This is a genomic window from uncultured Microscilla sp. (assembly GCF_947493425.1).
Taxonomy (GTDB): Bacteria; Bacteroidota; Bacteroidia; order Cytophagales; family Microscillaceae; genus Microscilla.
The window spans coordinates 1-25832 of record NZ_CANLRP010000071.1 but is presented as its reverse complement, the minus strand read 5'-3'; the positions used below and the strand labels follow the sequence as shown (position 1 = coordinate 25832).

At 38.4% G+C, this 25832-nt stretch carries 23 protein-coding genes and 3 tRNA genes; 23 read left to right on the top strand and 3 right to left on the bottom strand.

Features of this window, described 5'->3' with window-relative positions:
* Nucleotides 1–55: 55 nt before the first annotated feature.
* On the bottom strand, nucleotides 56–1063 hold the full coding sequence (locus Q0954_RS17955) for a DUF3829 domain-containing protein (RefSeq protein WP_299458910.1): 1008 nt from the start codon (nucleotides 1061–1063) through the stop codon (nucleotides 56–58).
* A gap of 215 nt (nucleotides 1064–1278) precedes the next feature.
* Here Q0954_RS17955 and Q0954_RS17950 point away from each other — a divergent pair.
* From Q0954_RS17950 to Q0954_RS17860, 19 genes are all read left to right on the top strand, one after another.
* Nucleotides 1279–1349: transfer RNA gene (locus Q0954_RS17950), tRNA-Cys, on the top strand.
* Between the two features lie 604 nt (nucleotides 1350–1953).
* A complete protein-coding gene (locus tag Q0954_RS17945) occupies nucleotides 1954–3225 on the top strand; it encodes a c-type cytochrome (protein WP_299458909.1) in 1272 nt (423 codons plus the stop codon).
* Nucleotides 3226–3297: 72 nt separating this feature from the next.
* On the top strand, nucleotides 3298–6672 hold the full coding sequence (locus Q0954_RS17940) for a TAT-variant-translocated molybdopterin oxidoreductase (RefSeq protein ID WP_299458907.1): 3375 nt from the start codon (nucleotides 3298–3300) through the stop codon (nucleotides 6670–6672).
* A gap of 70 nt (nucleotides 6673–6742) precedes the next feature.
* The gene (gene nrfD / locus Q0954_RS17935; protein WP_299458905.1) at nucleotides 6743–8203 is read left to right on the top strand and encodes an NrfD/PsrC family molybdoenzyme membrane anchor subunit; all 1461 of its coding nucleotides are present in this window, start codon (nucleotides 6743–6745) and stop codon (nucleotides 8201–8203) included.
* A 60-nt stretch (nucleotides 8204–8263) separates the two neighbouring features.
* Nucleotides 8264–8794, top strand: a complete 531-nt coding sequence (locus Q0954_RS17930; RefSeq protein WP_299458903.1) for a DUF3341 domain-containing protein — start codon at nucleotides 8264–8266, stop codon at nucleotides 8792–8794.
* 86 nt (nucleotides 8795–8880) lie between these two features.
* Nucleotides 8881–9609, top strand: coding sequence for a cytochrome c (locus Q0954_RS17925; RefSeq protein WP_299458901.1), 729 nt, complete (start codon nucleotides 8881–8883; stop codon nucleotides 9607–9609).
* A gap of 53 nt (nucleotides 9610–9662) precedes the next feature.
* Nucleotides 9663–11009: a quinol:cytochrome C oxidoreductase gene (locus Q0954_RS17920; protein ID WP_299458900.1), complete on the top strand. Its 1347-nt coding sequence runs from the start codon at nucleotides 9663–9665 to the stop codon at nucleotides 11007–11009.
* Nucleotides 11010–11066: 57 nt separating this feature from the next.
* Nucleotides 11067–12128, top strand: a complete 1062-nt coding sequence (locus tag Q0954_RS17915) for a cytochrome c oxidase subunit II (protein WP_299458899.1) — start codon at nucleotides 11067–11069, stop codon at nucleotides 12126–12128.
* Nucleotides 12129–12160: 32 nt separating this feature from the next.
* On the top strand, nucleotides 12161–14068 hold the full coding sequence (locus Q0954_RS17910; RefSeq protein ID WP_299458898.1) for a cbb3-type cytochrome c oxidase subunit I: 1908 nt from the start codon (nucleotides 12161–12163) through the stop codon (nucleotides 14066–14068).
* Complete coding sequence (locus tag Q0954_RS17905) at nucleotides 14058–15083, top strand: heme A synthase (protein ID WP_299458896.1); 1026 nt, start codon at nucleotides 14058–14060, stop codon at nucleotides 15081–15083. Before Q0954_RS17910 ends, Q0954_RS17905 begins: the two co-directional genes overlap by 11 nt.
* Nucleotides 15080–16000: a heme o synthase gene (gene cyoE, locus Q0954_RS17900; protein ID WP_299458894.1), complete on the top strand. Its 921-nt coding sequence runs from the start codon at nucleotides 15080–15082 to the stop codon at nucleotides 15998–16000. Before Q0954_RS17905 ends, cyoE begins: the two co-directional genes overlap by 4 nt.
* Entirely contained in the window at nucleotides 15997–16605 is a 609-nt protein-coding gene (locus Q0954_RS17895; protein ID WP_299458892.1) for a cytochrome c oxidase subunit 3, read from the top strand. The genes cyoE and Q0954_RS17895 overlap by 4 nt, the downstream gene beginning before the upstream one ends.
* Nucleotides 16606–16634: 29 nt before the next feature.
* A complete protein-coding gene (locus Q0954_RS17890; RefSeq protein ID WP_299458890.1) occupies nucleotides 16635–17489 on the top strand; it encodes a cytochrome c oxidase subunit 3 in 855 nt (284 codons plus the stop codon).
* Nucleotides 17490–17542: 53 nt separating this feature from the next.
* Nucleotides 17543–17863, top strand: coding sequence for a cytochrome C oxidase subunit IV family protein (locus Q0954_RS17885; RefSeq protein WP_299458889.1), 321 nt, complete (start codon nucleotides 17543–17545; stop codon nucleotides 17861–17863).
* Nucleotides 17864–17924: 61 nt separating this feature from the next.
* Nucleotides 17925–18596 carry an SCO family protein gene (locus tag Q0954_RS17880; protein WP_299458888.1) on the top strand — a complete coding sequence of 224 codons (672 nt, stop codon included), beginning with the start codon at nucleotides 17925–17927 and terminating at the stop codon, nucleotides 18594–18596.
* A gap of 21 nt (nucleotides 18597–18617) precedes the next feature.
* Nucleotides 18618–19169, top strand: coding sequence for a DUF420 domain-containing protein (locus Q0954_RS17875; RefSeq protein WP_299458886.1), 552 nt, complete (start codon nucleotides 18618–18620; stop codon nucleotides 19167–19169).
* A 345-nt stretch (nucleotides 19170–19514) separates the two neighbouring features.
* Nucleotides 19515–19787 (top strand): hypothetical protein, encoded by a 273-nt coding sequence (locus Q0954_RS17870; RefSeq protein WP_299458884.1) that lies wholly within the window; start codon nucleotides 19515–19517, stop codon nucleotides 19785–19787.
* Nucleotides 19747–20151, top strand: coding sequence for a DUF983 domain-containing protein (locus Q0954_RS17865; RefSeq protein ID WP_299458882.1), 405 nt, complete (start codon nucleotides 19747–19749; stop codon nucleotides 20149–20151). Before Q0954_RS17870 ends, Q0954_RS17865 begins: the two co-directional genes overlap by 41 nt.
* 190 nt (nucleotides 20152–20341) lie before the next feature.
* Nucleotides 20342–20956, top strand: a complete 615-nt coding sequence (locus tag Q0954_RS17860; protein WP_299458880.1) for a TetR/AcrR family transcriptional regulator — start codon at nucleotides 20342–20344, stop codon at nucleotides 20954–20956.
* A 69-nt stretch (nucleotides 20957–21025) separates the two neighbouring features.
* Here the strand turns inward: Q0954_RS17860 and Q0954_RS17855 are convergent, their stop codons facing one another.
* Together Q0954_RS17855 and hemH are read right to left on the bottom strand one after the other, a co-directional pair.
* Entirely contained in the window at nucleotides 21026–21826 is an 801-nt protein-coding gene (locus tag Q0954_RS17855; protein ID WP_299458878.1) for a DUF4097 family beta strand repeat-containing protein, read from the bottom strand.
* A gap of 136 nt (nucleotides 21827–21962) precedes the next feature.
* Nucleotides 21963–23078 carry a ferrochelatase gene (gene hemH, locus Q0954_RS17850; protein ID WP_299458876.1) on the bottom strand — a complete coding sequence of 372 codons (1116 nt, stop codon included), beginning with the start codon at nucleotides 23076–23078 and terminating at the stop codon, nucleotides 21963–21965.
* A 365-nt stretch (nucleotides 23079–23443) separates the two neighbouring features.
* On the opposite strand from hemH, the gene Q0954_RS17845 reads away from it, so the two are divergent.
* From Q0954_RS17845 to Q0954_RS17830, 4 genes are all read left to right on the top strand, one after another.
* The gene (locus Q0954_RS17845; RefSeq protein ID WP_299458874.1) at nucleotides 23444–23662 is read left to right on the top strand and encodes a hypothetical protein; all 219 of its coding nucleotides are present in this window, start codon (nucleotides 23444–23446) and stop codon (nucleotides 23660–23662) included.
* A gap of 245 nt (nucleotides 23663–23907) precedes the next feature.
* Entirely contained in the window at nucleotides 23908–25410 is a 1503-nt protein-coding gene (locus Q0954_RS17840) for a glycine--tRNA ligase (RefSeq protein ID WP_299458872.1), read from the top strand.
* Between the two features lie 161 nt (nucleotides 25411–25571).
* Nucleotides 25572–25649: transfer RNA gene (locus tag Q0954_RS17835), tRNA-Val, on the top strand.
* Nucleotides 25650–25691: 42 nt separating this feature from the next.
* Nucleotides 25692–25766: transfer RNA gene (locus tag Q0954_RS17830), tRNA-Val, on the top strand.
* Nucleotides 25767–25832: the final 66 nt, after the last annotated feature.

Sequence of the window (25832 nt, the reverse complement as noted above, 5' to 3'; positions counted from 1 at the left end):
TTTTTTGTTTTTTCGCACGTTTGCCTTACAGCTGATTACACCCACGAAGATTAGCTTATCTGCTTATTTGATTGTATGAATCGACCATTTGGCTATATAATTTGAAAATCTTGTCTGGTGAACCTTTATCAGGAAAACTAGGGTGACCAATGCTGTATTTGAAATCATTGGTTTTAATCCTTTCTTTCAGGCTCCGAATATTTTTAATAAAGTCTACCCCATTGGTTACATAGCTATCCAAATTTGATCTTTTAAACACCGTCATATTGCCAAATGCTTTTTCAAGTTGTGCATCATCGTTTTGTAGGTTTTCCAACTTACTATGACTTTCCTTGAAGATTTTCATCTTTTGATCTAACACTTTCATGTCAACCTTTTTTAAATCAACCCCATCTAGGCTATCAATAAGCGTAGCTACATCCTCCACACTTTTGAGGTTGATCATTAAATTATAGTGAAGTGTTTGTCCACTGGCTTTAAACTTTTCTACATCGAACTTAAAGCTCTCATCTTGTAATTTTTGAAATGGCAAGCTTATTTTTTCGTAAGCAGCAAAATACGCTTCAAAGGCTTTCATAAGTTTAGGGTGTAGCGCTTGTCCTTTGGCAAAATCGTCATCTTTGTAATCCTCTTTTTCATAATACTTGTTAGCAGTGTTTATCAAGTGATACAAATCATCTGCTTTCTCAACAATTTGTCGCATGGGTTGATCAATGCCTTTCATTGGAGGATCAATATTTACCTCTTTAGCTACTTGTTCAAGACTTCTTTCGTGTAACTCATACAATGTTTGTGGAGTGTCTTTACCGTATTTGGGTCCTTTAGTTTTGTCTGCCCAAGTGAGATATTTTTCGTAGCTTTTGGTGGCGCTTTCATGAAAGCGGTTGCTAAAAGCTATGTAAGCATTAAATTTTTTAGCAAAATCTGGGTGTTCAAATAAGCTGACGTGTTCAGCATTGCCTTTGGCTGTTTTAGTAGTGATGTTTTCATTTGTACTGTTTTCAGTACCACAGCTTGTAATCACTATACTAAATAGTAATAAGGTAAAAAAAATATTTTGCATTATGTTTGATCTTTTGTGTTAGTAAATAAAATAAGACGAAGATAAGATTTGTTTTGTTCTATTTATATTAAGTGGCTTTTGAGTTACTGAAGGGTAGATGGCAAAGAAGGAGTGAGGCTTTTTTATGAATTTTTATTAAAAAACATAAGGAATGTTTTGAACATAAAATCTTATTGCGTACTATTGCAATCCCTTTTGGGAAGCACTTCTAAAAAGGTCGGATGGCCGAGTGGCTAGGCAGAGCTCTGCAAAAGCTCGTACAGCGGTTCGAATCCGCTTCCGACCTCTTTTTTTTACCCCAATTCACACTTATTTTTACGTACTTAACCAGTAATATATAATAATTACAAAAACAAAAGATGAGTGTTATATAAACCCTATCTGCCCCTAAATTCAAATCACCAAATCATATCATTTATATTCAAACCATTCCTCCTTTTTTCTGTTTTGATTATATCTCAATCTTACTGAAATTTAACTGAACACATTATTGGACAAAACACAGGCAAGATAGTAGCTTAGCCAAGAATTAGTTATTTATAATAGTTCTAAATTAACAGTGTATTAACAATTGTGTTTGCTAATATATTGATAAACAGATGGTTATGAGTCTTTGCTTTACCAATGCATCCTAAGTTTTGTAGGGAAATTTCAAAAACAAATCTTTGATACAATCCATTTGTACATTAGATTTGTGTCCAAAATTAAGTGAGGCTTGTTCGAGCAAATAAGTATAATAACTATTGCCAGATAAGTATATTGTCTGGTAATGAAATAATTATATTATTTGCCCGAAAGGTTCAAGAGGTTCAAAACAGAATTTGGTCACTTAACTTTGGAAAAACATTTAAGAGAATAATTGCGAAACTCAATAGATTTAATAGTTAGGTATGTTTTCAAAAAATCGACTAAACTATCTCAAATATTTAAGCGTGTGGGCTTTTGCGCTTTTGTTGATACCTGGTGCTCTATGGGCACAGGACTCGACCAAGACTGGTGGAGGAGGAGATGTAGCGGCTGGTAAAACGCTCTTTGACAACAATTGTCAGCAATGCCATAGCCCCGGAGCTGATGTGATAGTAGGCCCTGGTCTAAAAGGGATTATGGATCGTCGTTCAATGGAATGGTTGATCCCTTGGGTGAAAAACTCAGCAAAAGTAATTGCAAGTGGTGACCCTTATGCAGTAAAGTTGTATAACAAATACAACAAAACTGCCATGCAGAGCTTTAGCCTAAGTGACGAAGAGATCAAGAATATCTTTGCTTATGTGCAGGCTTATAAGCCTGGTCCTACAGGTGGTTCTGAACAAGTAGATCCCAAAGGACAAACTGCAAACACTGGTAGTGGTCAGTCTAACTACTTCAATTTGGTATTAGGAGTATTGGTATTTGTTCTCATACTTATCTTAGCGGTTCTTTTCCTCATCATTTCGGTATTGCGCAGGTACCTCAACCAACAAGAGAATGAGGGCAAACTAGATGAAGAAGACAAAGAAATTCTACACGAAAAATTCAACATTGGAAAGGTATTACGCCACCCGGCATTGCTTGGAGGAGTAGCGGCTATTTTCTTATTGGTATTTGCCCAGGCAGGTTTAGATACTTTGCTTTCGGTAGGTGTACAACAAGGATACGCACCCACTCAGCCAATCCCTTTCTCTCATAAATTACACGCTGGTCAATACGAAATAGGTTGCGAATACTGCCATACTGGAGTAAGAAAAGGTAAAAATGCTGGTATTCCTTCTGCAAATATTTGTATGAACTGTCACAATGCTGTAAAGCAAGGTTCGCCAAGTATGCAAAAAATCTATGCAGCTATTGAAAACAACAAACCCATAGAATGGGTGCGTGTACACAACTTACAAGACTTTGCTTATTTTAACCACTCTCAACACACGGTTGTGGGAGGCATTGAATGTGAAACTTGTCATGGTGAAATCAAGGAAATGGAAGTTGTTCAACAACAATCTCCACTTACTATGGGATGGTGTATCGACTGTCACCGCAAGACTGTGGTACAAGGTGCACAAGACAAGGGTGATGGAAAAGCCAAAAACGCTTACTATGATAAGCTACTGGAAATCCATCAGAAAGATAGTAAAAAACCAATCACTGTAGAAAACATTGGTGGGCTTGAATGTGGTAAATGTCACTACTAAAAGCAGGTTTATTTATACATCCCAATTACACTTAAAAACTTGATTTTCATTTAGGAAGAGATTCATTAAATTATGGAAAACAATAAAAGATATTGGAGAGGCATAGAAGAATTCACTAATGATACAGAGTTTGTAAAAAACGCAGAAAGTGAATTTCCTGAGTACTTGCCGATCAACGAAAAAAGTCCTACAAAGGAAGAGGAAGGAATGTCTGGCGGACGTAGAGACTTCTTAAAGCTTATGGGGTTCAGCATTGCGGCTGCTTCGTTGGCTGCTTGTGAAGCTCCAGTCAAAAAAATTGTACCTTACCTTAACAAACCAGAAGACATAGAGCCAGGGATTCCCAATTTCTATGCTTCTACTTATTTTGCCGAAAATGAGTACGCCAGCGTTGTGGTGAAAACCCGCGAAGGTCGTCCTATAAAAATAGAAGGTAATGATTTGTCGCCTGTAAGCATGGGCGGAACATCAGCTCGTATCCAGGCATCAGTGCTTGACCTGTACGACACTACTCGTTACCAAGACCCACAAAAAAGTGGTAAAAAAGCAAAGATAGAAGACATTGACAAAGAAGTGATGTCGCAACTAAGCGGTAACATTCGCATAGTTTCTCACTCTATCATCAGTCCTTCTACTAAAGAAGCAATCAAAGAATTCATTGCTAAATACCCTTCTGCCAAACACGTAATGTATGATACCAATTCATCTTACGGAATCTTGAAAGCAAACAAAGATTCGTTTGGCAAAATGGCAGTACCTAATTATGATTTTAGCAAAGCCAATACTATAGTAAGCATCGATGCGGACTTTTTGGGTACTTGGGTAAACCCTATAGGGCACGCCCGCCAATACGCTAAAACCCGTAAATTGAATCACGGCAAGACAGATATGTCACGCCACTATCAATTTGAGTCTCGTTTATCTCTTACCGGATCAAACGCTGATTATCGTGTACCAGCTAAACCCTCTCAACTTGGCTTAGTGGTGGCAGCCTTACACAGTGCAGTTGCTGGTGGAGGTGATACCAAAGGGCTAAGCAAAGAAATTGTTGCAAAAATTAAAAAAGCAGCTACTGACCTAAAAGCAAATAAAGGCAAATCATTGGTTGTATGTGGGTTGAATGACCCCGCAGTACAAACCTTGGTAAATGACATTAACAACAAGTTAGGCAATTACGGAGAAACCATTGATATGTCAAAAGCATCTAACCTTCAACAAGGGAACGATGCAGAGATGAACAAGTTTATTGATGATGTAAAAGGTGGAAGCGTAGACAGTGTTATTTTCTTTGGAACTAACCCAGTGTACAATCACCCACGTGGTGCAGAACTTAAAGCTGCTTTGTCAAAAGTAAAACTAAGAGTTTCTTTGGCTTCAAAACCAGATGAAACAGCCACTGCTTGTACTTATATAATGCCAGATAATCATTTCTTAGAGTCTTGGAGTGATGCCGAGCCTGTAGAAGGAATGTTTAGCGTACAACAACCTACTATTCGTCCTTTGTTCCGCACACGTGCTGCTCAAGAAACATTGTTGGCGTGGGCAGGCAAAAAGGTCTCATTCTATGATTATGTTCGTGATTACTGGAAGAAAACCTTGTTTAGCCAACAAAGCAAGCACAACTCTTTTGAGAAGTTTTGGACAAATGCTTTGCACGACGGTGTATTTGCTGGAAAGACAGCACCAAAAACTGAGAAAACTACTCCAAAGCCTCAAACCCCTACCGATTCTACCCAAACAGATACCCCTACCATTGTTGCAGGAGGGTCTGTAAGCTTTAGCGGAAATGTAAGTGCAGCGATGTCAGCTGTTGCTAGTAATTATACTACCTCAAGTAAAGACATAGAGCTGTCTTTGTACGAAAAAATCTCTATTGGTTCTGGTTACCAGGCAAACAACCCTTGGTTGCAAGAAATGGCAGATCCTATCTCTCGTGCTTGTTGGGACAACTATTTGGCGGTTCCTTTAGCTTATGCCAAAGAGCAGAAGTTGAAGCAAGGAGATATTGTAAAGCTTACTGCTGGAAAAGCAAGCATTGAAATTCCAGTATTGGTACAGCCAGGACAAACTCGAGGCACAGTATCGCTTGCGGTGGGTTATGGACGCACCAAGATTGGAAAAGTTGGGAAAGGTGAAGCCGAAACGATTGCTTTTGGTAAACAAACCTGGGGTGGACAAGATGCTTACCCGTTTGCCACAGTGAAGAACGGCGTAGTAGTAATGGGTAACCCAAAGGTGTCTATTACTAAGACCGAAAAGAAAATGGAAATTGCTCAAATACAAACACACCATACTATTATGGGGCGTGATATTGTACAGGGAGCAACCTTAAAAGAATATCAAAAAGAAAACCACGCTGGTAGAACTTACCCAAAAGTGACCTTTAAGGGTGAAGAGAAAAAACCTTACGATATTACTCTTTGGAAGTCAAACCACAAATATCCAAACCATTCATGGGGGATGGTTGTAGACCTTAACTCTTGTATTGGTTGTGGAGCTTGTACTATTGCTTGTCAATCAGAGAACAACGTTCCTGTGGTAGGAAAGCAAGAGGTACTGAACCGACGTGAAATGCACTGGATTCGCATTGATCGTTATTACACATCATCGTTTATTTTAGATGAAAAAACTACCCCAGGATTAAGCGACTACCAGAAAATGGAAGAAGCAGCTGAGAATCCTCAGGTAGTATATCAACCTATGATGTGTCAGCATTGTAATAATGCACCTTGTGAAACAGTTTGTCCGGTATTGGCAACTACCCATAGTACCGAAGGTTTGAACCAAATGGCTTATAACCGTTGCTTTGGTACTCGTTACTGTGCAAACAACTGCCCTTATAAAGTACGTCGTTTCAACTGGTTCAATTACTTTGATGATAAGCGTTTTACAGAAGTAAACTACTCACAGTCAAGTGACTTAGGTAAAATGGTATTGAACCCTGACGTAACAGTACGCTCTCGTGGAGTAATGGAAAAATGCTCTATGTGTGTACAACGTATTCAGGCAGGCAAACTTCAGGCTAAGAAAGAAAAGCGTCGCCCAACAGATAAAGACATCAATGTTGCTTGTGCGCAGTCTTGTCCTACTCAGGCTATCACCTTTGGAGATATGAACAACGAGGATAGCAATATCTTTAAAATGTTGAAAATCAAAGAAGTAGAGCAAGAGAAAGAAGGGGAACTAACTAAGGGACACGGTCATAAAAAGGAAAAAGAAGGAGAGCAGGGACATGATAAACACTTCCTAAACCTTCAGGATCGTGAGAAAACTCGTGGTAAGGAAAAAGAAAAAGTGTGGGTAATTACTGAACCCCGTGCATACCACGTGTTAGAAGTCATCAATGTTCGCCCACAAGTTTCTTATCTTACTAAGATTCGCAACAATGAAAACGAACTTGTTGAGGGGATTATTAAGAAATCTGAAGAAGAAAAGAAAAAAGCATAGATAATTAGGGAGTTGGTCTTTTGACCAATTCCCTCTTAATTTTGAAAAAACTAATAATTGCCAAATACATATGCAAGTAACATCACCGGTAAGAGCCCCTCTTGTATTAAAAAAAGAGGAAAACGGACAGAAACGAGCAACTACATATCACGATATTACTGAGGATATCTGTAGACAGGTGGAGGCTCCACCTACAAACCCCCGCTGGTTATTGGCTATGCTGTTGTCATTAGCAGCCTTAGGTTGGGGTGGTTATACATTATACCGCACCTGGTGGTTTGGTCTCGGAGAATGGGGACTAAACAAAACCATTGGATGGGCGTGGGATATTACCAACTTCGTATGGTGGGTAGGTATTGGTCACGCTGGAACCCTTATTTCAGCAATTTTGCTTTTATTCCGCCAAAAATGGAGAACATCTATTAACCGCGCGGCAGAAGCAATGACCATTTTTGCGGTACTTTGTGCAGGTAGTTTTATTTTGATGCACATGGGACGTGCCTGGATGGCTTATTGGGCATTGCCTTTACCAAATACTTATGGATCACTGTGGGTAAACTTTAATTCACCACTTGTATGGGACGTATTTGCAATTAGTACATACCTTACTGTATCTGTAGTGTTCTGGTACATAGGCTTAATTCCTGATTTAGCAACTATTCGTGAAAGAGCGATTGCCCGTGGTGATAAAATTAGAGCTTTTGTATATGGAATACTAAGTTTTGGTTGGGACGGTTCAGCTAAAACCTGGGCACGATATGAAGAAGTAGCTTTAATTCTTGCTGGTTTATCTACTCCACTGGTACTGTCTGTACACACCATTGTAAGTATGGACTTTGCAACCTCATTAATTCCTGGATGGCACACAACTATCTTCCCGCCGTACTTTGTGGCTGGTGCGATCTTCTCAGGTTTTGCAATGGTACTTACCTTGATGTTGATTACTCGCCATGTATTTAAACTACAAGCTTATATTACTCTTGAGCACATCGAGTCTATGAACAAGGTAATTGTTCTAACGGGTTCTATAGTAGGTATTGCTTACTTAACTGAGTTTTTTATTGCTTGGTATTCGGGGGTAGAGTATGAGTCTTATGCATTTATTAACCGTGCTTTTGGTCCTTACTGGTGGGCGTATGCTGCCATGATGAGTTGTAACGTACTTTCTCCTCAATTTTTCTGGTTTAGATCACTTCGTCGTAACATTTATGTTACATTTATCCTGTCTATTGTGGTAAACATAGGTATGTGGTTTGAGCGATTTGTAATTATTGTGACTTCTTTGCACAGAGATTACTTGCCCTCAAGCTGGGCTATGTTCTATCCAACCTGGGTAGATTTAGGAGATTATATATTCACTTTCGGTTTATTCTTTACTTTGTTTTTCTTGTTCGCTAAATTTTTGCCGGTAATTAACATGGCAGAGGTAAAAGCAGTACTAAAGTCTACTTCTCAAACTACTCTTGAGAAAGTACAGGCGCGTTCTGCTGAGAGTGTAGCAAGTGATACACATCAGGGTGATGATAAATAATAAGTGAGTCATAATTATTCAAAAGATCCAAAATACTAAATCTTACGATTGATTAAAGATATGGCAGAAACTAAAAAATATATAGTAGGGGTATTTGACGACGAAGATGTTTTGTTACCTGCGGTAAAAAAAATACGTGCAGAAGGTGTGCAAATCCACGATGTATATACTCCTTATCCAGTTCACCACCTGGATACTTACCTGGGTTATAAAAGAACAAGACTAGGTAAAGCAGCTTTCCTTTTTGGAGCTACTGGTACTACCCTGGCAATTACAATGATTAGCTATATGCTGGGCTTTGACTGGCCAATGGATATTGGGGGTAAAGACTTTTTACCTGCACCTAACTTTGTTCCAGTTACATTTGAATCTACAGTATTGATCTCTGCATTGGGTATGGTAGGTACATTCCTGGTATCTCGCGGGCTTGGTCCTGGTAAAAAAGCTACAATGTTTGATCCTCGAAGTACAGATGACAAACACGTAATGGCGATTAACCTGGACAAAAACACCAAACATTCGAAAGAAGACATTGTGGCTATTTTGAAACAAAATGGTGTGACTGAAGAACCCAAAGAAGTGGATTTATAAAAGTATAAATGGCAGATAATTAGTGAATATTTCTACTTTAAAAAATTGCAAAGATGTTACTTAGATCAAAAAAATATATACCGTTGATGTTAGTCCTGACTGTGATGGTCTTGAGCTCTTGCTCTCGAAACCCCAACAGTCCAGGAACAGAATATGCGCCTCAAATGTATGTGTCTATTCCTTATGAGCCATATACACAGGTGAAGAAAAATCCTTTGAACCCTACTGGAATGAACTTGCGTAAGCCACCCGAAGGAACTGTGGCTCGTAAAGGGCACTACAATATGACAGTAGAGAATGATAAGGGAGAAAGAAGTGCATTGTTGGTTTACAATTTCCCAGCAGGCGAAGAAGGCTTGAAAATGGCATCAAAAGTAAGCAATCCTTTGGCTTTGCCTAAAGATTCTGCGGCTATTGACAAGTATATCCTTGAAGAGTGCCAGCCCTTGTACGAGCGTTATTGCCAACATTGTCATGGCGCTACCGGTAAAGGCGACGGAAAAGTCAACGATCAATACAAAGGGGTTGCAAACCTCACTGCTGGAGCCCAAAAAACAAATACTAGTGGGCATATCTTTCATGTGATTACACATGGTAAGGGGCGTATGTGGCCTCACAAACAAATTGTGACTCCAGAAGAACGTTGGAAAATTGCTTATTATGTACATAAGTTACAAGGACGCTTACACGAAGCAGTAGCTAATAACAGGTCTGACAAAAACACTTCTAAGGCAAAGGCTGATGAAGATAAGAAAACAGACAGCACTGCTAAAAAAGAAGCTAAGAAACCTGAAGCTGAAAATAAAGGACATTAATAGCAGTATCATCATAATAAACAGAAGAAAAGCTTAAAAGAATCTATAATATTATGGCTGGAGACAAACATATTGCGCTTTCAGACTTGTCGCAGGAAAAGAATTTTGAATTTACCCCGAAACTGCGTAAACAGCTGATGACTGCTATAGTAGTTGGAGCTGCTTTGCTGATAGTGGGGATTATTTTATGGACGCAAGGCATAGGACTTGGCGGCGAACATCATGGTGGAGGTCATGCTCCCGAAGGACATGGTGCCGGAGGCGGTGGAGATGAAGGTGGACATGGTGCCTTCCACTGGACCAAACGCCTGTATGCTGTACTTTGGCATGACAGTGTATTTTTTACCGGTATTGCTCTGGTAGGGGTTTTCTTTGTTGCGTTCAACTACCTGGCACTTTCTGGATGGCCAACAATTATTAAACGAGTTCCTGAAACTTTTGGTAAATTCTTGCCAATTACTGGTGTTATCCTATTAGCAGTATTTGCTCTAGGTGGTCATGACCTTTTTCACTGGACTCACCACGAGTTATTTGACCCTACTAGCCCTAAATATGATAAAATCATTGCAGGCAAAGAAGGATACCTGAATACACCTTTCTTCGTAATAAGAACAGTTTTATATTTTGTTCTATGGTATGTTTTATACGTTTTATTACGCAAGATGTCTTTGAAAGAAGACGAGGTAAACGATTTTTATGCTTACACTAAAAACCCTGTCTTCCATAAGAAAAGTGGTATTTATGCAGCAATCTTTATCGTGATATTTGCCATTACAACCTCTACTGCTGCCTGGGACTGGGTGATGTCAATCGACGCACACTGGTTCAGTACAATGTTTGGCTGGTATACATTTGCCAGTTGGTTTGTTACAGGCTTGGCAGCTATGGCATTGTATGTAGTGGTGCTTAAAGACCACGGGTACTTCAAATATGTAAATGAAAACCACATTCATGATTTAGGTAAATTTATCTTTGCATTTAGTATTTTTTGGACATATATATGGTTTGCTCAGTTCTTGTTGATCTATTATGCTAACATTCCTGAAGAAACTGTGTACTTCCTCCACAGGATGGAAGATTTCAAATTCTTATTCTTTTTTAATATCATTATTAACTTTGCCTTCCCATTCTTGTTCTTGATGCCAAGAGCAGCTAAAAGAAAAACTTTACTTGTAAAGATTGCGGCTGTTGGGGTTATCTTTGGTCACTGGTTAGATTTTTATATGATGATTATGCCAGGTACAGTAGGTAAACATAGTGGTATTGGATTGGTGGAAATAGGTATGGTAATCTTATTTATTGCGGGTTTTATTTGGGTAACAGCTGCTGCTCTGGCGAAGGCTAACATTATTCCTAAAAACCACCCAATGATTGAGGAAAGTTTGCACCACAATATTTAAACATTTACCTTAAACGAATTTTTATAGAACCAAACAGATAAATAATAGATTGATCTTATGGCTAATTTGATATTGGGTCTTGCAATCGTATTAATTTTTGTGATTCTGTTAATGCTTTTCAGAATCCAAAGGTTAGTATCTGTTGCAAAAGGCGAGCATAAAGAAAAAGTAGACGGATTTAACAATCTGAATGCTAACTTGATGTGGATTTTTCCTTTGATAGGTGTAATCGCAGCAATTTGGTATTCAGGAGAGGCTGCCAAGAATTTTTTACCTGAAGCATCCTCTATACACGGACAACAAACAGATAGTTTGTTTTGGTTTTCTACTGCGGTTATCTTATTAATGTTTGTGATTACCAACGCAGCGTTGTTTTACTTTGCTTTCCGTTATCGTTACAAAAAAGAGAACAAAGCATCGTTTTTCCCTGAAAACCATAAACTGGAAATAGCTTGGACAATTACTCCTGCTATCATACTTACTATATTGGTATTTTATGGTAACAAAGTGTGGTGGGATATTATGGGAGAAGTTCCAAAAGATGCTGAAGTGGTAGAAATAGTAGGGCAGCAATTTGCCTGGAAAACCCGTTATCCTGGTAAGGATAAGAAAATGGGTAATTATGACTATCGTTTGATTGATGCCACCAATGATTTAGGCATCGACTTTGGACACAAAGATGCAAACGATGACTTTGTGAGTGGTAAGCTTGTATTACCTGTAAATCGTCCAATTCTTTTTAAAATTAGAGCTAAAGATGTGTTGCACAGTGTTTTTGCACCTCACTTTCGCTTAAAAATGGATGCTGTACCAGGAATGCCCACCCAGTTTCATTTTACTCCCACTAAAACAACTGCACAAATGCGATCTGAATTAGGTAACCCTAAATTTAACTACGAGATTGCTTGTACAGAGATTTGCGGAAAGGGGCACTACAGTATGCGTTTGTTGGTAGAGGTTGTTGAAGAAGCTGAGTATAAGAAATGGTACGCATCTCAATCTCCTTTCCTCAAGGATAACCCTGAGTACAAAGGGAGAGATTTAAAATGGCTGCGCAAGAAAAAGAATTTTGCGAGCAAAAAGCAGGAAGAAAAAACAGCGCACGCTAAAATTGACTAGACTTGTAAACATTAAAAAGCGAATTGACTATTATGGCAGATAATCATAATCAAGGTGATGCAATCAAGGAGGTAGGTCACGATCACGCTCATGATCATGGACACGACCACGATCATCACCATGACCAAAGCTTTATTTCAAAGTATATTTTTAGCGAAGATCACAAGGTTATCGCAAAACAATTTTTATTTACTGGAATTTTTTGGGCAGTAATCGGTGGACTTATGTCACTTGTTTTCCGTTTACAGCTTGGTTTTCCAGAAATGAGTATGGAGTTTCTTCGCCCTATTTTGGGTGGATGGATTACAGAAGCAGGAAAGCTAGAACCAGAGTTTTATCTTGCTTTGGTTACAATGCACGGGACCATTATGGTATTCTTTGTATTGACTGCAGGACTAAGTGGTACTTTTAGTAACTTCCTTATTCCTTTGCAGATTGGTGCACGTGACATGGCGTCAGGTTTTATGAACATGCTTTCATATTGGTTCTTCTTTGGATCAAGTGTAATTATGTTTGCTTCTATTTTCTTAGAAACGGGACCAGCTTCTGGTAGTTGGGTTATTTACCCTCCACTAAGTGCTTTGCCTCAGGCAATGTCAGGTTCAGGTGCAGGTATGACAATGTGGTTAATTAGTATGGCTTTGTTTATTATTTCAGTATTATTAGGAGGTATAAACTATATAACAACTGTAATTAACCTAAGAGTAAAAGGAATGTCTTTTACTCGTTTGCCACTGACTATATGGGCTTTCTTTATTACAGCCATCATTGGTCTGTTGTCATTCCCTGTGTTATTCTCAGCAGCATTGTTGCTGATTTTTGACAGAAGTTTAGGGACAAGTTTCTTCTTGTCTGAAATATATATAGCAGGTGAAGCTTTGCACCACCAAGGAGGTAGTCCTGTACTATTCCAGCACTTGTTCTGGTTCTTAGGACACCCTGAAGTATACATTGTATTGATCCCTGCATTGGGTATTACTTCTGAAGTAATAGCAACCAACGCCCGCAAGCCTATTTTTGGCTACAAAGCAATGATTGGTTCTATTTTAGGTATTGCCGTCCTATCATTTATTGTATGGGCACACCATATGTTTGTTACTGGTATGAACCCATTCTTAGGGTCTGTATTTATGTTCCTTACATTAATTATTGCAGTACCATCAGCAGTAAAATCATTTAACTATATTACTACATTATGGAGAGGTAATATCATTTTTACCCCAGCCATGATGTTCTCTATTGGATTGGTATCAATGTTTATCTCAGGTGGTGTTACAGGTATTATACTTGGAAACAACGCAATGGATATTCAGTTACACGATACCTATTATGTAGTAGCTCACTTTCACCTTGTAATGGGTAGTGCTTCTTTCTTTGGAATGATGGCAGGTGTGTATCACTGGTTCCCAAAAATGTTTGGGCGAATGATGGATGAAAAACTAGGGTATATCCACTTTTGGTTTACGTTTGTAGGTGCCTACCTTGTGTTTTTCCCAATGCACTACATCGGTATTGCAGGTTTCCCTCGTCGTTATTATGCTTTTACTAACTTTGACTTTACAAAATCATTTACTGATTTGAATGCTTTCATTAGTGTTGCAGCAATTATTACTGTATTCTCTCAGTTTGTATTTGTATTCAACTTTATATATAGCATTTTCCGAGGTAGAAAAGCCTCTGAAAACCCTTGGGGATCAACTACACTTGAATGGACTACTCCTATAAACCCTGGACATGGAAACTGGCCAGGAGAAATTCCTCAGGTATACCGTTGGCCTTACGATTACAGTAAGCCAAACTCAGAAAAAGACGGATTTGGAGATTTTATTCCTCAACATATTCCATTATCTCAAACACCACATTCTAACTTGCCACACGAGAAAGAAATGTTGGAGCGTGGGGGGAATAATGAGGATGAAATAAAGATAAATGAGCAATAAAAACACACATAAGATTTTCAGGAAACTGGGAATTGTAACCATTGTTGCTGTATACTTTTTGATTGCCGTTGGGGGCATCGTCAGAACCACTGGTGCTGGCATGGGGTGCCCTGACTGGCCAAAGTGTTTTGGAAGTTGGATACCTCCTACCGAGGTATCCCAACTCCCAAAAAATTATAAAGAAAAATTCAAAGTACAGGGAAAAGAAATTGCAGATTTTAATCCTGTAAAAACCTGGATAGAATATATTAATCGATTGATTGGAGCATTGATCGGATTACTTATATTTGCAACTTTCATTGCTTCCTTTACTTATTGGAAAGTAGATCGAAGCATTGTTTTTTTGAGCTTTGCAAGCGTGTTGTTGGTAGGATTTCAGGGGTGGATAGGTGCAAAGGTAGTCGCTACTGATTTAGCAGTTTCTATGATCACCATTCACATGGTTTTGGCTCTTGCCATTGTTTTTTTGTTAATATACACCATTATTAGAGGGTTTAAAGTAGTTTGGAAAACTACTCCCATAACAAATAAAAAACGAATCAACCAAGTAATTATCTTAGGTTTGGTTTTGTCTTTTATACAAGTAGTGCTGGGGACACAAGTGAGAGAGGCAATAGATTTGATTGCCAAAAATATGGGAGAGGCTCAACGAGGTTTATGGGTAGATAACTTAGGGATGACATTTTACATCCATCGCTCATTTTCTTGGATAGTGTTTCTAACCCACGTGTATTTAGTTTATTTACTTTATACACGACTTAAAGAAAGAAATCATTTTGTATTTAAATATACAATCTATCTGTTTTTGATAATAATTAGTGAAGTCGCTACTGGAATAGCAATGGCTTATTTCGGAATACCTGCATTTTTACAACCTATTCATTTATTGTTGGGTTCATTAGTGCTAGGCATTCAATTTTTCTTATTGCTGGCGATTAATTACGAGAGAGTTTTTGTGAAGAAAGGAGTAAATTCGTTGGGAGAACTTTCTCAAGAGCAACTAATTTCGCAATGATAACAACTGAGACAAACATTAATACATCAACCTCAGTATTGGTAAAATTTAAAACCTATACTGAGCTATTAAAGCCGAGATTATCATTTCTTGTAGCTTTTTCGGCAGCATTTGGCTACTTGTTGGCATTCGAAGGAACCATCAACTGGGCAACCTTTATTAGCTTGTCAATGGGAGGTTTTTTGGTGTCAGGAGCATCGATTATGATCAACCAAATCATTGAGAAAGATTTGGACAGAATGATGAGTCGAACTCAAAACAGACCAATCCCCTCGGGTAGAGTAACAGTAAACGAAGCCATTTTCTATACAATTATTACTGGAATAGGTGGTTTGTTTTTGTTGCTTAGTTATACCAATGTACTGACTACTGCCTTAGCATTTGTTTCAATGTTGCTATATGGCTTTTTATATACACCACTCAAAAGAGTAGGTTCTATAGCTGTATTTGTGGGAGCCATCCCTGGAGCTCTGCCACCTATGTTGGGTTGGGTTGCGGCAACTGGACGCATTAGTTACGAAGCCATTATTATTTTCGCGTTTCAGTTTATATGGCAATTCCCTCATTTCTGGGCAATTGCCTGGGTACTGGACGATGACTACAAGAAAGCAGGGTTCAAACTGTTACCCTCTAAAAAAGGCAAAGATGTAAGCACTGCATTTCAAATAGCTGTTTACACAATGTTCCTGATTCCTATGGGACTGTTACCCACGCAAGTAGGCATTACAGGTTTAGCAGCAGGAATTATAGCAACTGTGTGTGGGATCTTGTTTTTAGTGCCTGCATTACAGCTATTAAAGATATGTTCATCAAAAGGGGATGCAGAACTGGCAAAACAACAGGCTAAACGTATTATGTTCGGGTCGTTTATTTACCTTCCCGTTGTACAAATTGCGTTTTTGATTGATAAGATATGATAGCAGGAAACACATTGGATAATAAAGCAGAATTTATAGAAGAACCACAAGAGACACTATCAATGCACCCTCAAAAGTTTGCGTTGTGGTTGTTTATTGTTTCTATAATCATGTTATTTGCGGCGTTTACCAGTGCTTATATAGTACGTAGAGCCGAAGGTAACTGGTTAGAGTTTGATTTGCCGAATCTATTTTGGGTAAATACCATCATTATATTAATGAGTAGTGCTTCTATGCATTGGTCTTTAATTTTAGCGAAAAAAGATAACATAGATTTGCTTAAAATAGCGGTAGTCATTACTTCTCTTTTAGGTTTCGCGTTTTTAGTGGGGCAACTGTATGCCTGGAAAGATTTAGTAGCCTCAAGCGTATGGTTTGCTGGTGAGCAATCTAACCCTGCCGGATCATTCCTGTATGTAATTACAGGTTTACACGCGGTTCACTTGATAAGCGGGATTGTCTTTTTAGCTATAGTATTAGTATCAACCTTTAGATTAAAAATACATTCCAAAAGATTGGCCAGGATAGAAATGTGTGCAACATATTGGCACTTTTTAGACATTCTTTGGTTATATTTGTTTGGCTTTTTATTATTGAATCACTAAAAGAAGTTTAATAATCACACGAGAAAATTATGGCAACAGTCGCAACAGCAGACGAGAAGAAAAAAGGGATTGACTGGGGTGGGGGTAATCGCCCACTTGGAGGTGTTCGTTATGGAAAACTGATGATGTGGTTTTTCCTCCTTTCCGATGCGTTTACATTTTCTGCATTACTGATCTCTTATGGTATGATCCGTTATAGCCATGAAGGTTATAGCTATGAGAAAACATATCAAGTAGAACAATATGGGCTCAATGTTCCAACTGCCCACGTTGTAATGGAAAACGGTGTAGCAGTAACCAAAAAAGGAGAATTTTATTTTTCCCAAAAATATTGGCCAGTACCCGAAAAAGTATTCGAGGCTGTTCCTTTCTTACACGGAAAGTCGCTTCCATTGGTCTTTGTGGGTATCATGACTTTTATTCTCATTATGAGTAGTGTGACAATGGTTCTGGCGGTGGAGGCTGGTCATAGGCGAGACCAGCGAGATGTAGAAAAATGGATGCTCTGGACGATTCTCGGAGGAATTGTGTTTCTGGGTAGCCAAGCCTGGGAGTGGACTCACTTTATTGTCGGGACCGACGGTGGGGGAGCGCTGCGGACTTCCGGGGATGGAAGAAACCTCGGTGAAGTTATCTACGGAGCAGGCTTATCTGAAAACCAATATGGTCCTACGACTTTTGCCAACCTGTTCTTTTTTATCACAGGATTTCACGGAACACACGTATTGAGTGGAGTGATTATCAACATTATTATCTTTTATAATACTGTAATGGGTATCTATGCCCGTAAAAATGACTACGAAATGGTCGAAAAAGTTGGTTTATACTGGCACTTTGTAGACTTAGTATGGGTATTTGTATTTACATTCTTTTACCTTGTTTAACAGTGTTTTAAATAAAGTAGGAAATAAAAAAAGATTTTAAATATATAGATATTATGTCAAACATTCACGAGACATCTACTGGTGAGATTCCAAAGGCTAAAACCAAGCAAATTTGGAAGGTTTTCTGGATACTGTTAGGTCTTACAGCTTTAGAATTTGTGATTGCATTTGTATTTCCTCCTTCTATGTGGAGAGTAGGAGTATTTGTATTCTTGACCATTGTAAAAGCATTTTATATTGTGGCTGATTTTATGCACTTAGGGCATGAAGTAAAGTTTTTGGTTTGGAGTATCATCCTCCCAATGATCTTTGTTGCCTGGTTTATTCTTGCAATGATGGTTGAAGGTGATTCTGTATTTACCTTACGCCTTTAAACATTTGAGTTAATCAACGGTTTTTCGTATTTGAAATAACTAAACTCAAAGATTTAATTATATGCGAAAATTTAACAAAACTGGTTTACTAATAGTTTTATTGGTACTACCAGTTTTTTTATTTCTGTTCTTGCGAACATTTGGTGAGAACAAGTATAAGCTGACTATATTTTATCCACAAGGAGTAGATTCTGTAAAAGTAAACGGGCAGTGGAAAGTTGATTCTGTATACCATACCATTACCCCATTCAAGTTTACCAATCAGAGTAATCAAGAGGTGTCTAACAAAGAGGTAAAAGGCAAAATATATGTGGCCGATTTCTTCTTTACACGTTGTGGTAGTATTTGCCCTAAAATGACCTCGCAACTTACCCGGGTGCAGAATGCATTTAAAGACAATAAAGAGATAAATATACTCTCTTTTTCGATTGACCCTGAACACGATTCGGTAGAAGTACTGAAAAACTACGCCGATCAATACAAGGCAATCCCTGGACAATGGCACTTTCTGACTGGGAATAAGCATGAAATATATAACTTAGGAGTAAAAGGTTTCAAAATCCCTGTAGGAGACGAAGGGCAAGAAGTAACTCCAGACTACTTCCACAGTTCAAGACTGATATTAGTAGACCGTGAGGGAAGAATAAGAGGTTATTATAATGGGGTTAGTCGAGACGAGGTAGACAAGTTGATCTTAGAAATTAAAGTGTTGCTTCAGGAGTATAAAGATTGATGATTTAATAAATGTATAAATATGACTAATGCGTTGATTGCTGAAAAAAACAAGCGTTTTATGCCTGTTATCTGGACAGTATCAATACTGATTCCACTGGTAGTGGCAGTACTATTTTATTTACAGCGAAAAATGGGTGGTTTAGGTAACTTGAATGTTTCTTTTTTGCCTCACTTAAACGCCATATTAAATTCTGCTACTTTTATATGTTTAATAGGTGGTTTCGTTTCTATCAAAAACAAGAAAGAACAGTACCATCGAGTATTTATGATGACCGCCTTTGTGTTGTCATCATTGTTTTTGGTCTCTTATGTAATATACCATTCACAGGGGCATGAAGTGCCTTTTGGTGGACAAGGAACGATTCGGTACTTTTACTTTGTAATACTCATTACCCATATTGGACTATCTCTGTTTGTTGTACCGTTAGCGTTGTTTGCCATATATTTTGCCATTACCAAGCAAATTGATCGTCATAAAAAAATAGTTCGGTGGACATTCCCTGTATGGGTGTATGTAGCTTTTACAGGGGTGTTGGTTTATTTAATGATTAGCCCTTATTACCCAGCATAAGGAATGGTGAGAAATTAAATTACCATTCTTGAGGTAGAGGTTTTGTTTTGAGACGAGGCTATTTTTTGCGCCCATAGCAGCGCTACGGGCAATAAAAATAACGAAGTATCAAGGCGAAAAATCACCCCTTAGGAACGATGCAAAAATAAATTTCTATAGTTTAAGGAAATATTTTTTGGTCAGGCGAGGTCAAAAAACGCGGCATAGCCATAGCTATGGTAAGTTTTTTTAACGAAGCATGTCCAAAAAAGATGAGGTTAAGAATGTAAATTTATTTTGACACCGTTCCTTAGAGTGTAAATTTATTTTTGAACAATTCCTAAGACAAAGAATAATTGAAGTATTATGAAAAAATTACTGACTCTACTTATTTTATTTACTGTTCAGTTTTTGTTGGTTGCCCAAGAAGTCGCTGCTCAGTGTGCTATGTGTCAGGCAACTGTTGAAAGTAGCATGAGCGAAGGAGCAGGCATTGGGGCAGGATTAAATGCTGGTATACTATACTTGGCTGCTTTTCCCTACTTGGTGTTGGGGGGTATCGCTTACTTTTGGTATAAAAACAGTAAAAAACGTCGTGATGCAAAACGTATCCAAATTTCAGGCAATTACCCAGTGTAAATGTCCTAAATGTCGCAAAGGCAATGTTTTTCAGTATCCTTGGATCAGACTCAACAAATTCAGTGAAATGCACAAGCATTGCCCGGTTTGTGGGGTAAGGTTTGAGGTAGAGCCAGGTTTTTTCTTTGGTGCTATGTACATTAGTTACGCATTTTCAGTGGCTACTTTTATTATATGCGGCTTAGCAACTTATTTGTTGGGCAACAACCCAGAAGCCTGGGTGTATGTGACGGTAGTGATAGTAGTAGTATTGCTTACTTTTCCCTCCTCATTTCGTTACTCAAGAATTTTGATGTTGCATCTGTTCTCAGGAATAGACCATGAACCAGACGCTGTTGATAAAGAGGTTAAACATAAAAACTGACTTTACAAATACTAAAAATATACAAGGTTGAGGCAATGTCTCAGCCTTTTTTTGTAGCCTGTTTTTGACCTTAAACTCTATATATAAAGGATAAGCTTATGTGCTGGAAATTTCGCTTTGAAATAAAACTTCCTACCTTTATTTGATCAATGTCGAATAATCGGCTTTTTGGATGAAATAACAGAGAAGAGTGAGTAAAGCAGAGCAAACCAAAACACATATTTTAAATACAGCCTTTCGGCTTTTTTTGCAAAAAAGCTACCGCGAAGTAACCATGCAAGAGCTACAGGAAAATGCTCAAGTGAGTAGGGGAGGGTTATACCACCATTTTAAAAATAAAGAAGAAATATTTCTTGCCACAACACAAAAGTTTTTCTTTTCTATGATGGATGAATCGCTCGATATGAGAGTAATGGAAGAGCAGTCGTTTATGGAAAACTTTCAGGCATACCTTGTCCATAAGCAACAAGTAATGGATAAAATGTTGGCTCACACCGAGTTAGAAGACTTAGATGCAAACTATTTTATGTTGGTCTTTCAGACCATACAGTACTTCCCTGAGACCCGCGAAGAATTGAAAAAACAAGTTTTCCAAGAAACCAAAAACTGGGCAAGGATTATTAAAATAGCTCAAAATAAGGGAGAGGTTAAACAGCATTTGGATGCTGATGCTCTAGCCAGGCATATTTATTATTTGTTAGATGGAGTAGAAATGCATTTAGTGATGATGGGTAATATTAACAGTGAAATGCACAATCGTATTACTACCATGATTGAGCAGTTGTATGAGCTTATTAGATGGTAGGTGATGAAAGCAAAACCATCTGCTTGATGCTTCAGGCAGATGGTTTTGTTATTAGAATTACCTTAAAGCTTACATATCCAACTTTATGCGTCCGTCAGAAGTTCTCATTTGTATAAGTTTCCCTCCTCCGTTCATTTTTCCATGGATACGCTTTTTAGTGGCTTTTCCGCTAAAATTTTGTAAAGGAATACTCAATGATTCTCCTCGAATATCTAAGTCTAAACCTTGTTGTTTGGGTAAGGCGATTCTAATATTACCATCACTGGTTCGTGCTTTGATGCTATTTTTTAGTTCTGTAAGGTTTCCATGAATACTTCCATCAGAAGTGATTAAATCTATCGAACCAGCCACATTCTCAAAAGTAATGTTACCATCAGAAGTACGGGCAGTGATATCACCTTTGACTTGCATGATTTTAATATCTCCGTCACTAGTACGCAGGCTCTGGCGGTTTGTCAACCCTTTGATCATAATATTGCCATCAGAAGAACGTAAGCGACAAGCAGTTTGGGTAGGAACATATACCTCAAGGTGAATATTGATGGAGTTGCCATAGTTCTTCATACGCCTTTTTTCTTTAATCTTCACCTCCAGGTTATTTTGCGAGTGTGTGACAATAAAATCAAACTCTTTCTCTAGCTCAGCCTTAGATATTTTTAAGGTTCGATTATGACGTCGGGCAGTGTAGAAAATTTGTACTTGATTATTACTTGATGCATGCACCTTTACATCTCCATCAGAGGTGTAAAGACTTACCTTAGGAGCATTGGAAACAGGATAAGTTTCTTTAAACGAGTAATCGGTTTTTTGTGCTTGACATACTAGAGTAATCAAAGCAAACGTAAGTGTAAATAATAACGGTTTTCTCATGAGTATAATAATGGGTTACGTTGTTTCCTTATAAGATATCTTTAGGAAGGGAAAGGTTGCATTTATTCAGGAAGAATTTTTTATGCATAAAAAAAGCCCTGACTTATGCCAGAGCTTGTATCGGATAAAAATAAGTTCATTCTTCTACTGTGGTGCTTCTGCTTTCTAATACTTTGGGTTGAAGCTGGGCATTTTGTAAAACAATTGCTTTAAGACAACCTATCCAGAGAGGATTGCTATTGAGGCTTTCAACCAATTGCCAATGTTCACCACCTGCTTCTTCAAACACTTCTTTATATTCTTCTCCTACTTCAATGGTTGTTTCCAGACAATCGGCAACAAACGCCGGGGAAAAAGCCAATACTCTTTTTTTTCCTTTTTGAGCCAATTCTTTAATAGTATCTTCGGTATAAGGCTTGAGCCAAGGGTCGCGCCCTAAGCGAGACTGAAAACAAGTAGTTACTTGATCATCTTTGAGCTCTAGCGCCTGAGCCAGTAGGCGGGTAGTGGCAAAACACTGTGCTCTATAGCAACCACGGTTATGGTTATGCAAAGTAGCACAACAATTAGCTTCTCCTTCGAGGTAAGGATTAGCAGTAGCTTCTTTCAAACAAGTACCTGTATGGTCTCCCTTACGAATTTGTCTTTCGGGTAAGCCATGATAACTAAATAGTACATGGTCATATTCAGCTTCTTTCAAGTATTTTTTTCCTATTTCGGCAAAAGCATGCACAAATTCAGGATAATCAAAAAAGCTCTGTACAAAGTGAATATCAGGCACAATTTGCCATTTTTTTACCAATTCCATTACTTTTTGATGTACCGAGCCAGAAGTGGCAGAAGCGTATTGAGGAAACAAAGGAATCACAATGATACGTTCAAGGCCTTTGTTTTTGAGTCTATCCAACGCCACTTGTACACTGGGGTTTTGGTAACGCATACCAAGGCTTACAATAAAGTCATCACCTAAAGCCTCCTGGAGTAGCTTTTCTACTTCAAAGCCATAAATCTTGATGGGAGAACCTTCTTCAGTCCATAGCTTTTGGTATTCTTTGGCAGATTTGGGCGCCCTAAAGGTAGAGATAATACCATTGACCAATAAGAAACGAGGAATATAAGGAATATCAATCACTCTTCCATCCATCAAAAACTCACGCAAATACCTGCGCACTGCTGGAGTTTTAGGGTTGTCAGGAGTACCTAAGTTAACAATCAAAACCCCTGTTTTGGGCTGATGTGTAGTGCTTGCCATATCAAATTCAGTTATTTCAGAGCAATATTACAGACAAATATGCTTCAATAACAAATATTTGGGGAGGGTTGTTTATAGATAATTTTGAATCAGTCATTGAAAGAATCTAAAAGTTTACCTTTTTTAGTATTAGATGCTTTATACGGGTAGGTTTATATAGCCTAAATGCTGTTTTTATCAGGTGTTCTACAGTTCTTGTTTGATCAGTGGAGTACATCAGCCCAAGCCCAGCTTATAACCTTATTATAATGTTACTTATCTATTTTATAAATTTTGCTGGATAATATAGCCTATCATTGCAACGAAGTTAATCACTGTAAATAACAGTGGATAATGAATCATTCACCAAATTAAATACACAAAACATGTTTAGTAAAAAACAAACATTCGTCAACTTTCAACAGTCACAAATCTCAAACAAAGCAGCACAGCATATTTTAGGAGGAGCTGGCGCTGGTTCTGACAGCAATTGCCAAAGGTTGGAAGCTGACCTGGAAGCTGCCATTGCAGTAGGCGATACAGCAAGAGTCCGCATGCTAATGGGTGCTATTCGTCGTATTTGTGGGCACCCTAGTCGTGTATAGCTAAATACGTGACTACCAATACCGTGTAGTGAAGATAAATGCCCTGACTACTTTAGGTGTGTCTTTCTAATTTTTAAGAGATGATACACAAAGTAGTCAGTTTTTTTTATTGGTTGGCTATATACACCTATTCCAGGTCAGTTTTCTGTATTTACCAAAACACTGGTAGGTTTTAAAATAAAATCCTAAAACTTTCAGTCACAAATCTTTATAGTTTTCAAACAGGTTTTTACCTTTGCCGCGTTATGGCACAGAAAAATAAAAAAAACAAGGGTTTAGATAACCCACTACAACCTATTATTTCTCACGCAAAAGAGTATGGGTTTATTTTTCCCTCCAGTGAGATTTATGGAGGCTTGCAAGCCGTATATGACTATGGGTCGAACGGAGCGGAGCTAAAGAAAAACTTAAAAGAGGTCTGGTGGAAAGCCATGACCCAGTTTAACCAGAATGTAGTAGGAATAGATGCAGCCATTTTTATGCATCCAACTACTTGGAATGCATCAGGGCACGTTGACAGTTTCAGCGACCCTATGGTTGACAACAAAGACTCTAACAAACGCTACAGAGTAGATGTGTTGTTAGAAGACAAAGCCAACGAATACCGCAAGGCAGGTGATACTGCCAAAGCTGATGCTCTAGAGCAAGAGTTGGGTAGGCTAATGGATGTGGAAGATATGGATGGCTTACGTGAGCTACTCATTAGTGAAGGTATCAAATGTGCCATCTCTGGTACTGACAACTGGACAGAAGTACGCCAGTTTAACCTCATGTTTTCTACCGAAATGGGGTCAGTGGCAGATGAATCTAATAAGATATATTTACGCCCTGAAACGGCACAAGGTATTTTTGTAAACTTTATGAATGTACAAAAAACCAGCCGCCAGCAAATCCCCTTTGGTATAGCCCAAATAGGAAAAGCTTTCAGAAACGAGATTGTAGCTCGCCAATTTGTATTTCGTATGCGCGAGTTTGAACAAATGGAGATGCAATACTTTGTGCGTCCTGGTGAAGAAATGCAATGGTATGATCACTGGAAAGAAACCCGTATGAAGTTTTTACAGGCAATTGGTTTACCTGCCGAAAAACTACGTTACCATGACCATATTAAATTGGCACATTATGCCAATGCAGCGGCTGATATTGAGTTTGAGTTTCCGATTGGTTTCAAAGAGCTGGAAGGTATCCATTCTCGTACTGACTTTGACTTGAGCAAACATGCGGAGTTTTCAAAAACCAAAATCCAGTACGTAGACGATACCATAGAAGACAAAGACAAACGTAAGTACATTCCTTATGTAGTAGAAACCTCCATTGGTTTAGATCGTTTGTTTTTGGCAGTATTGTCTAACTCGCTCACCACCGCTGAAGGGGTAGATGCTAAAGGAAACGCCAAAACGCGTACTTTCTTAAAAATACACCCAGCGCTGGCGCCAAACAAGGTGGCTGTTTTCCCTTTATTACGCAAAGATGGCTTACCAGAAATAGCCAAAGGTATTTTCAACGATTTGCGTCATGACTTCAAAACAATCTACGAAGAGCGTGGAGCCATTGGGAAACTATATACCCGTCAAGATATGATTGGAACACCGTTCTGTATTACTGTAGATCATCAAACCAAAGAAGACAATACAGTTACAGTACGTGAGCGTGATACCACCGAGCAGAAGCGAGTAAAGATTGAAGATTTGCACGCAATGATCAACAAAGAGGTATCATTGAGAAATATTTTTGACAAGCTTGTGTAAGTTTCAAAACTCCTTGTTTGCAGGCAGTTAACCTTCATTTCAACTGCCTGCATTTTTTTTCAAAAAAGCGATGTTTTTTTTGCAGATTATAAAAAAGAATGTACCTTTGCACTCCCAATTAACAATAACACATTGTTAATTAGAAGTAAAAAAAGAATAATGAATCCTTAACTCAGTTGGTTTAGAGCATCTGCCTTACAAGCAGAAGTCGTTCCGATAGCGCATCGGAACAGGCTCCACATAAAAAACTTCAAACAGCAACGCAAACACAAGGAATAATTGGATCCTTAGCTCAGTTGGTTCAGAGCATCTGCCTTACAAGCAGAGGGTCGCTGGTTCGAATCCAGCAGGGTCCACAATACAACCAAAAGGACGATGGATCCTTAGCTCAGTTGGTTCAGAGCATCTGCCTTACAAGCAGA

Excerpts from the sequence above, each read along its gene's own strand:
- Q0954_RS17895 (WP_299458892.1), top strand. The coding sequence starts at position 15,997 with ATGATAGCAGGAAACACATTGGATAATAAAGCAGAATTTATAGAAGAA.
- Q0954_RS17905 (WP_299458896.1), top strand. The coding sequence starts at position 14,058 with ATGAGCAATAAAAACACACATAAGATTTTCAGGAAACTGGGAATTGTA.
- Q0954_RS17930 (WP_299458903.1), top strand. The coding sequence starts at position 8,264 with ATGGCAGAAACTAAAAAATATATAGTAGGGGTATTTGACGACGAAGAT.
- Q0954_RS17845 (WP_299458874.1), top strand. The coding sequence starts at position 23,444 with ATGTTTAGTAAAAAACAAACATTCGTCAACTTTCAACAGTCACAAATC.
- nrfD (WP_299458905.1), top strand. The coding sequence starts at position 6,743 with ATGCAAGTAACATCACCGGTAAGAGCCCCTCTTGTATTAAAAAAAGAG.
- Q0954_RS17840 (WP_299458872.1), top strand. The coding sequence starts at position 23,908 with ATGGCACAGAAAAATAAAAAAAACAAGGGTTTAGATAACCCACTACAA.
- Q0954_RS17855 (WP_299458878.1), bottom strand. The coding sequence starts at position 21,826 with ATGAGAAAACCGTTATTATTTACACTTACGTTTGCTTTGATTACTCTA.
- Q0954_RS17880 (WP_299458888.1), top strand. The coding sequence starts at position 17,925 with ATGCGAAAATTTAACAAAACTGGTTTACTAATAGTTTTATTGGTACTA.
- Q0954_RS17885 (WP_299458889.1), top strand. The coding sequence starts at position 17,543 with ATGTCAAACATTCACGAGACATCTACTGGTGAGATTCCAAAGGCTAAA.
- hemH (WP_299458876.1), bottom strand. The coding sequence starts at position 23,078 with ATGGCAAGCACTACACATCAGCCCAAAACAGGGGTTTTGATTGTTAAC.
- Q0954_RS17875 (WP_299458886.1), top strand. The coding sequence starts at position 18,618 with ATGACTAATGCGTTGATTGCTGAAAAAAACAAGCGTTTTATGCCTGTT.
- Q0954_RS17890 (WP_299458890.1), top strand. The coding sequence starts at position 16,635 with ATGGCAACAGTCGCAACAGCAGACGAGAAGAAAAAAGGGATTGACTGG.
- cyoE (WP_299458894.1), top strand. The coding sequence starts at position 15,080 with ATGATAACAACTGAGACAAACATTAATACATCAACCTCAGTATTGGTA.
- Q0954_RS17925 (WP_299458901.1), top strand. The coding sequence starts at position 8,881 with ATGTTAGTCCTGACTGTGATGGTCTTGAGCTCTTGCTCTCGAAACCCC.
- Q0954_RS17955 (WP_299458910.1), bottom strand. The coding sequence starts at position 1,063 with ATGCAAAATATTTTTTTTACCTTATTACTATTTAGTATAGTGATTACA.
- Q0954_RS17915 (WP_299458899.1), top strand. The coding sequence starts at position 11,067 with ATGGCTAATTTGATATTGGGTCTTGCAATCGTATTAATTTTTGTGATT.
- Q0954_RS17945 (WP_299458909.1), top strand. The coding sequence starts at position 1,954 with ATGTTTTCAAAAAATCGACTAAACTATCTCAAATATTTAAGCGTGTGG.
- Q0954_RS17920 (WP_299458900.1), top strand. The coding sequence starts at position 9,663 with ATGGCTGGAGACAAACATATTGCGCTTTCAGACTTGTCGCAGGAAAAG.
- Q0954_RS17870 (WP_299458884.1), top strand. The coding sequence starts at position 19,515 with ATGAAAAAATTACTGACTCTACTTATTTTATTTACTGTTCAGTTTTTG.
- Q0954_RS17865 (WP_299458882.1), top strand. The coding sequence starts at position 19,747 with ATGCAAAACGTATCCAAATTTCAGGCAATTACCCAGTGTAAATGTCCT.
- Q0954_RS17940 (WP_299458907.1), top strand. The coding sequence starts at position 3,298 with ATGGAAAACAATAAAAGATATTGGAGAGGCATAGAAGAATTCACTAAT.
- Q0954_RS17910 (WP_299458898.1), top strand. The coding sequence starts at position 12,161 with ATGGCAGATAATCATAATCAAGGTGATGCAATCAAGGAGGTAGGTCAC.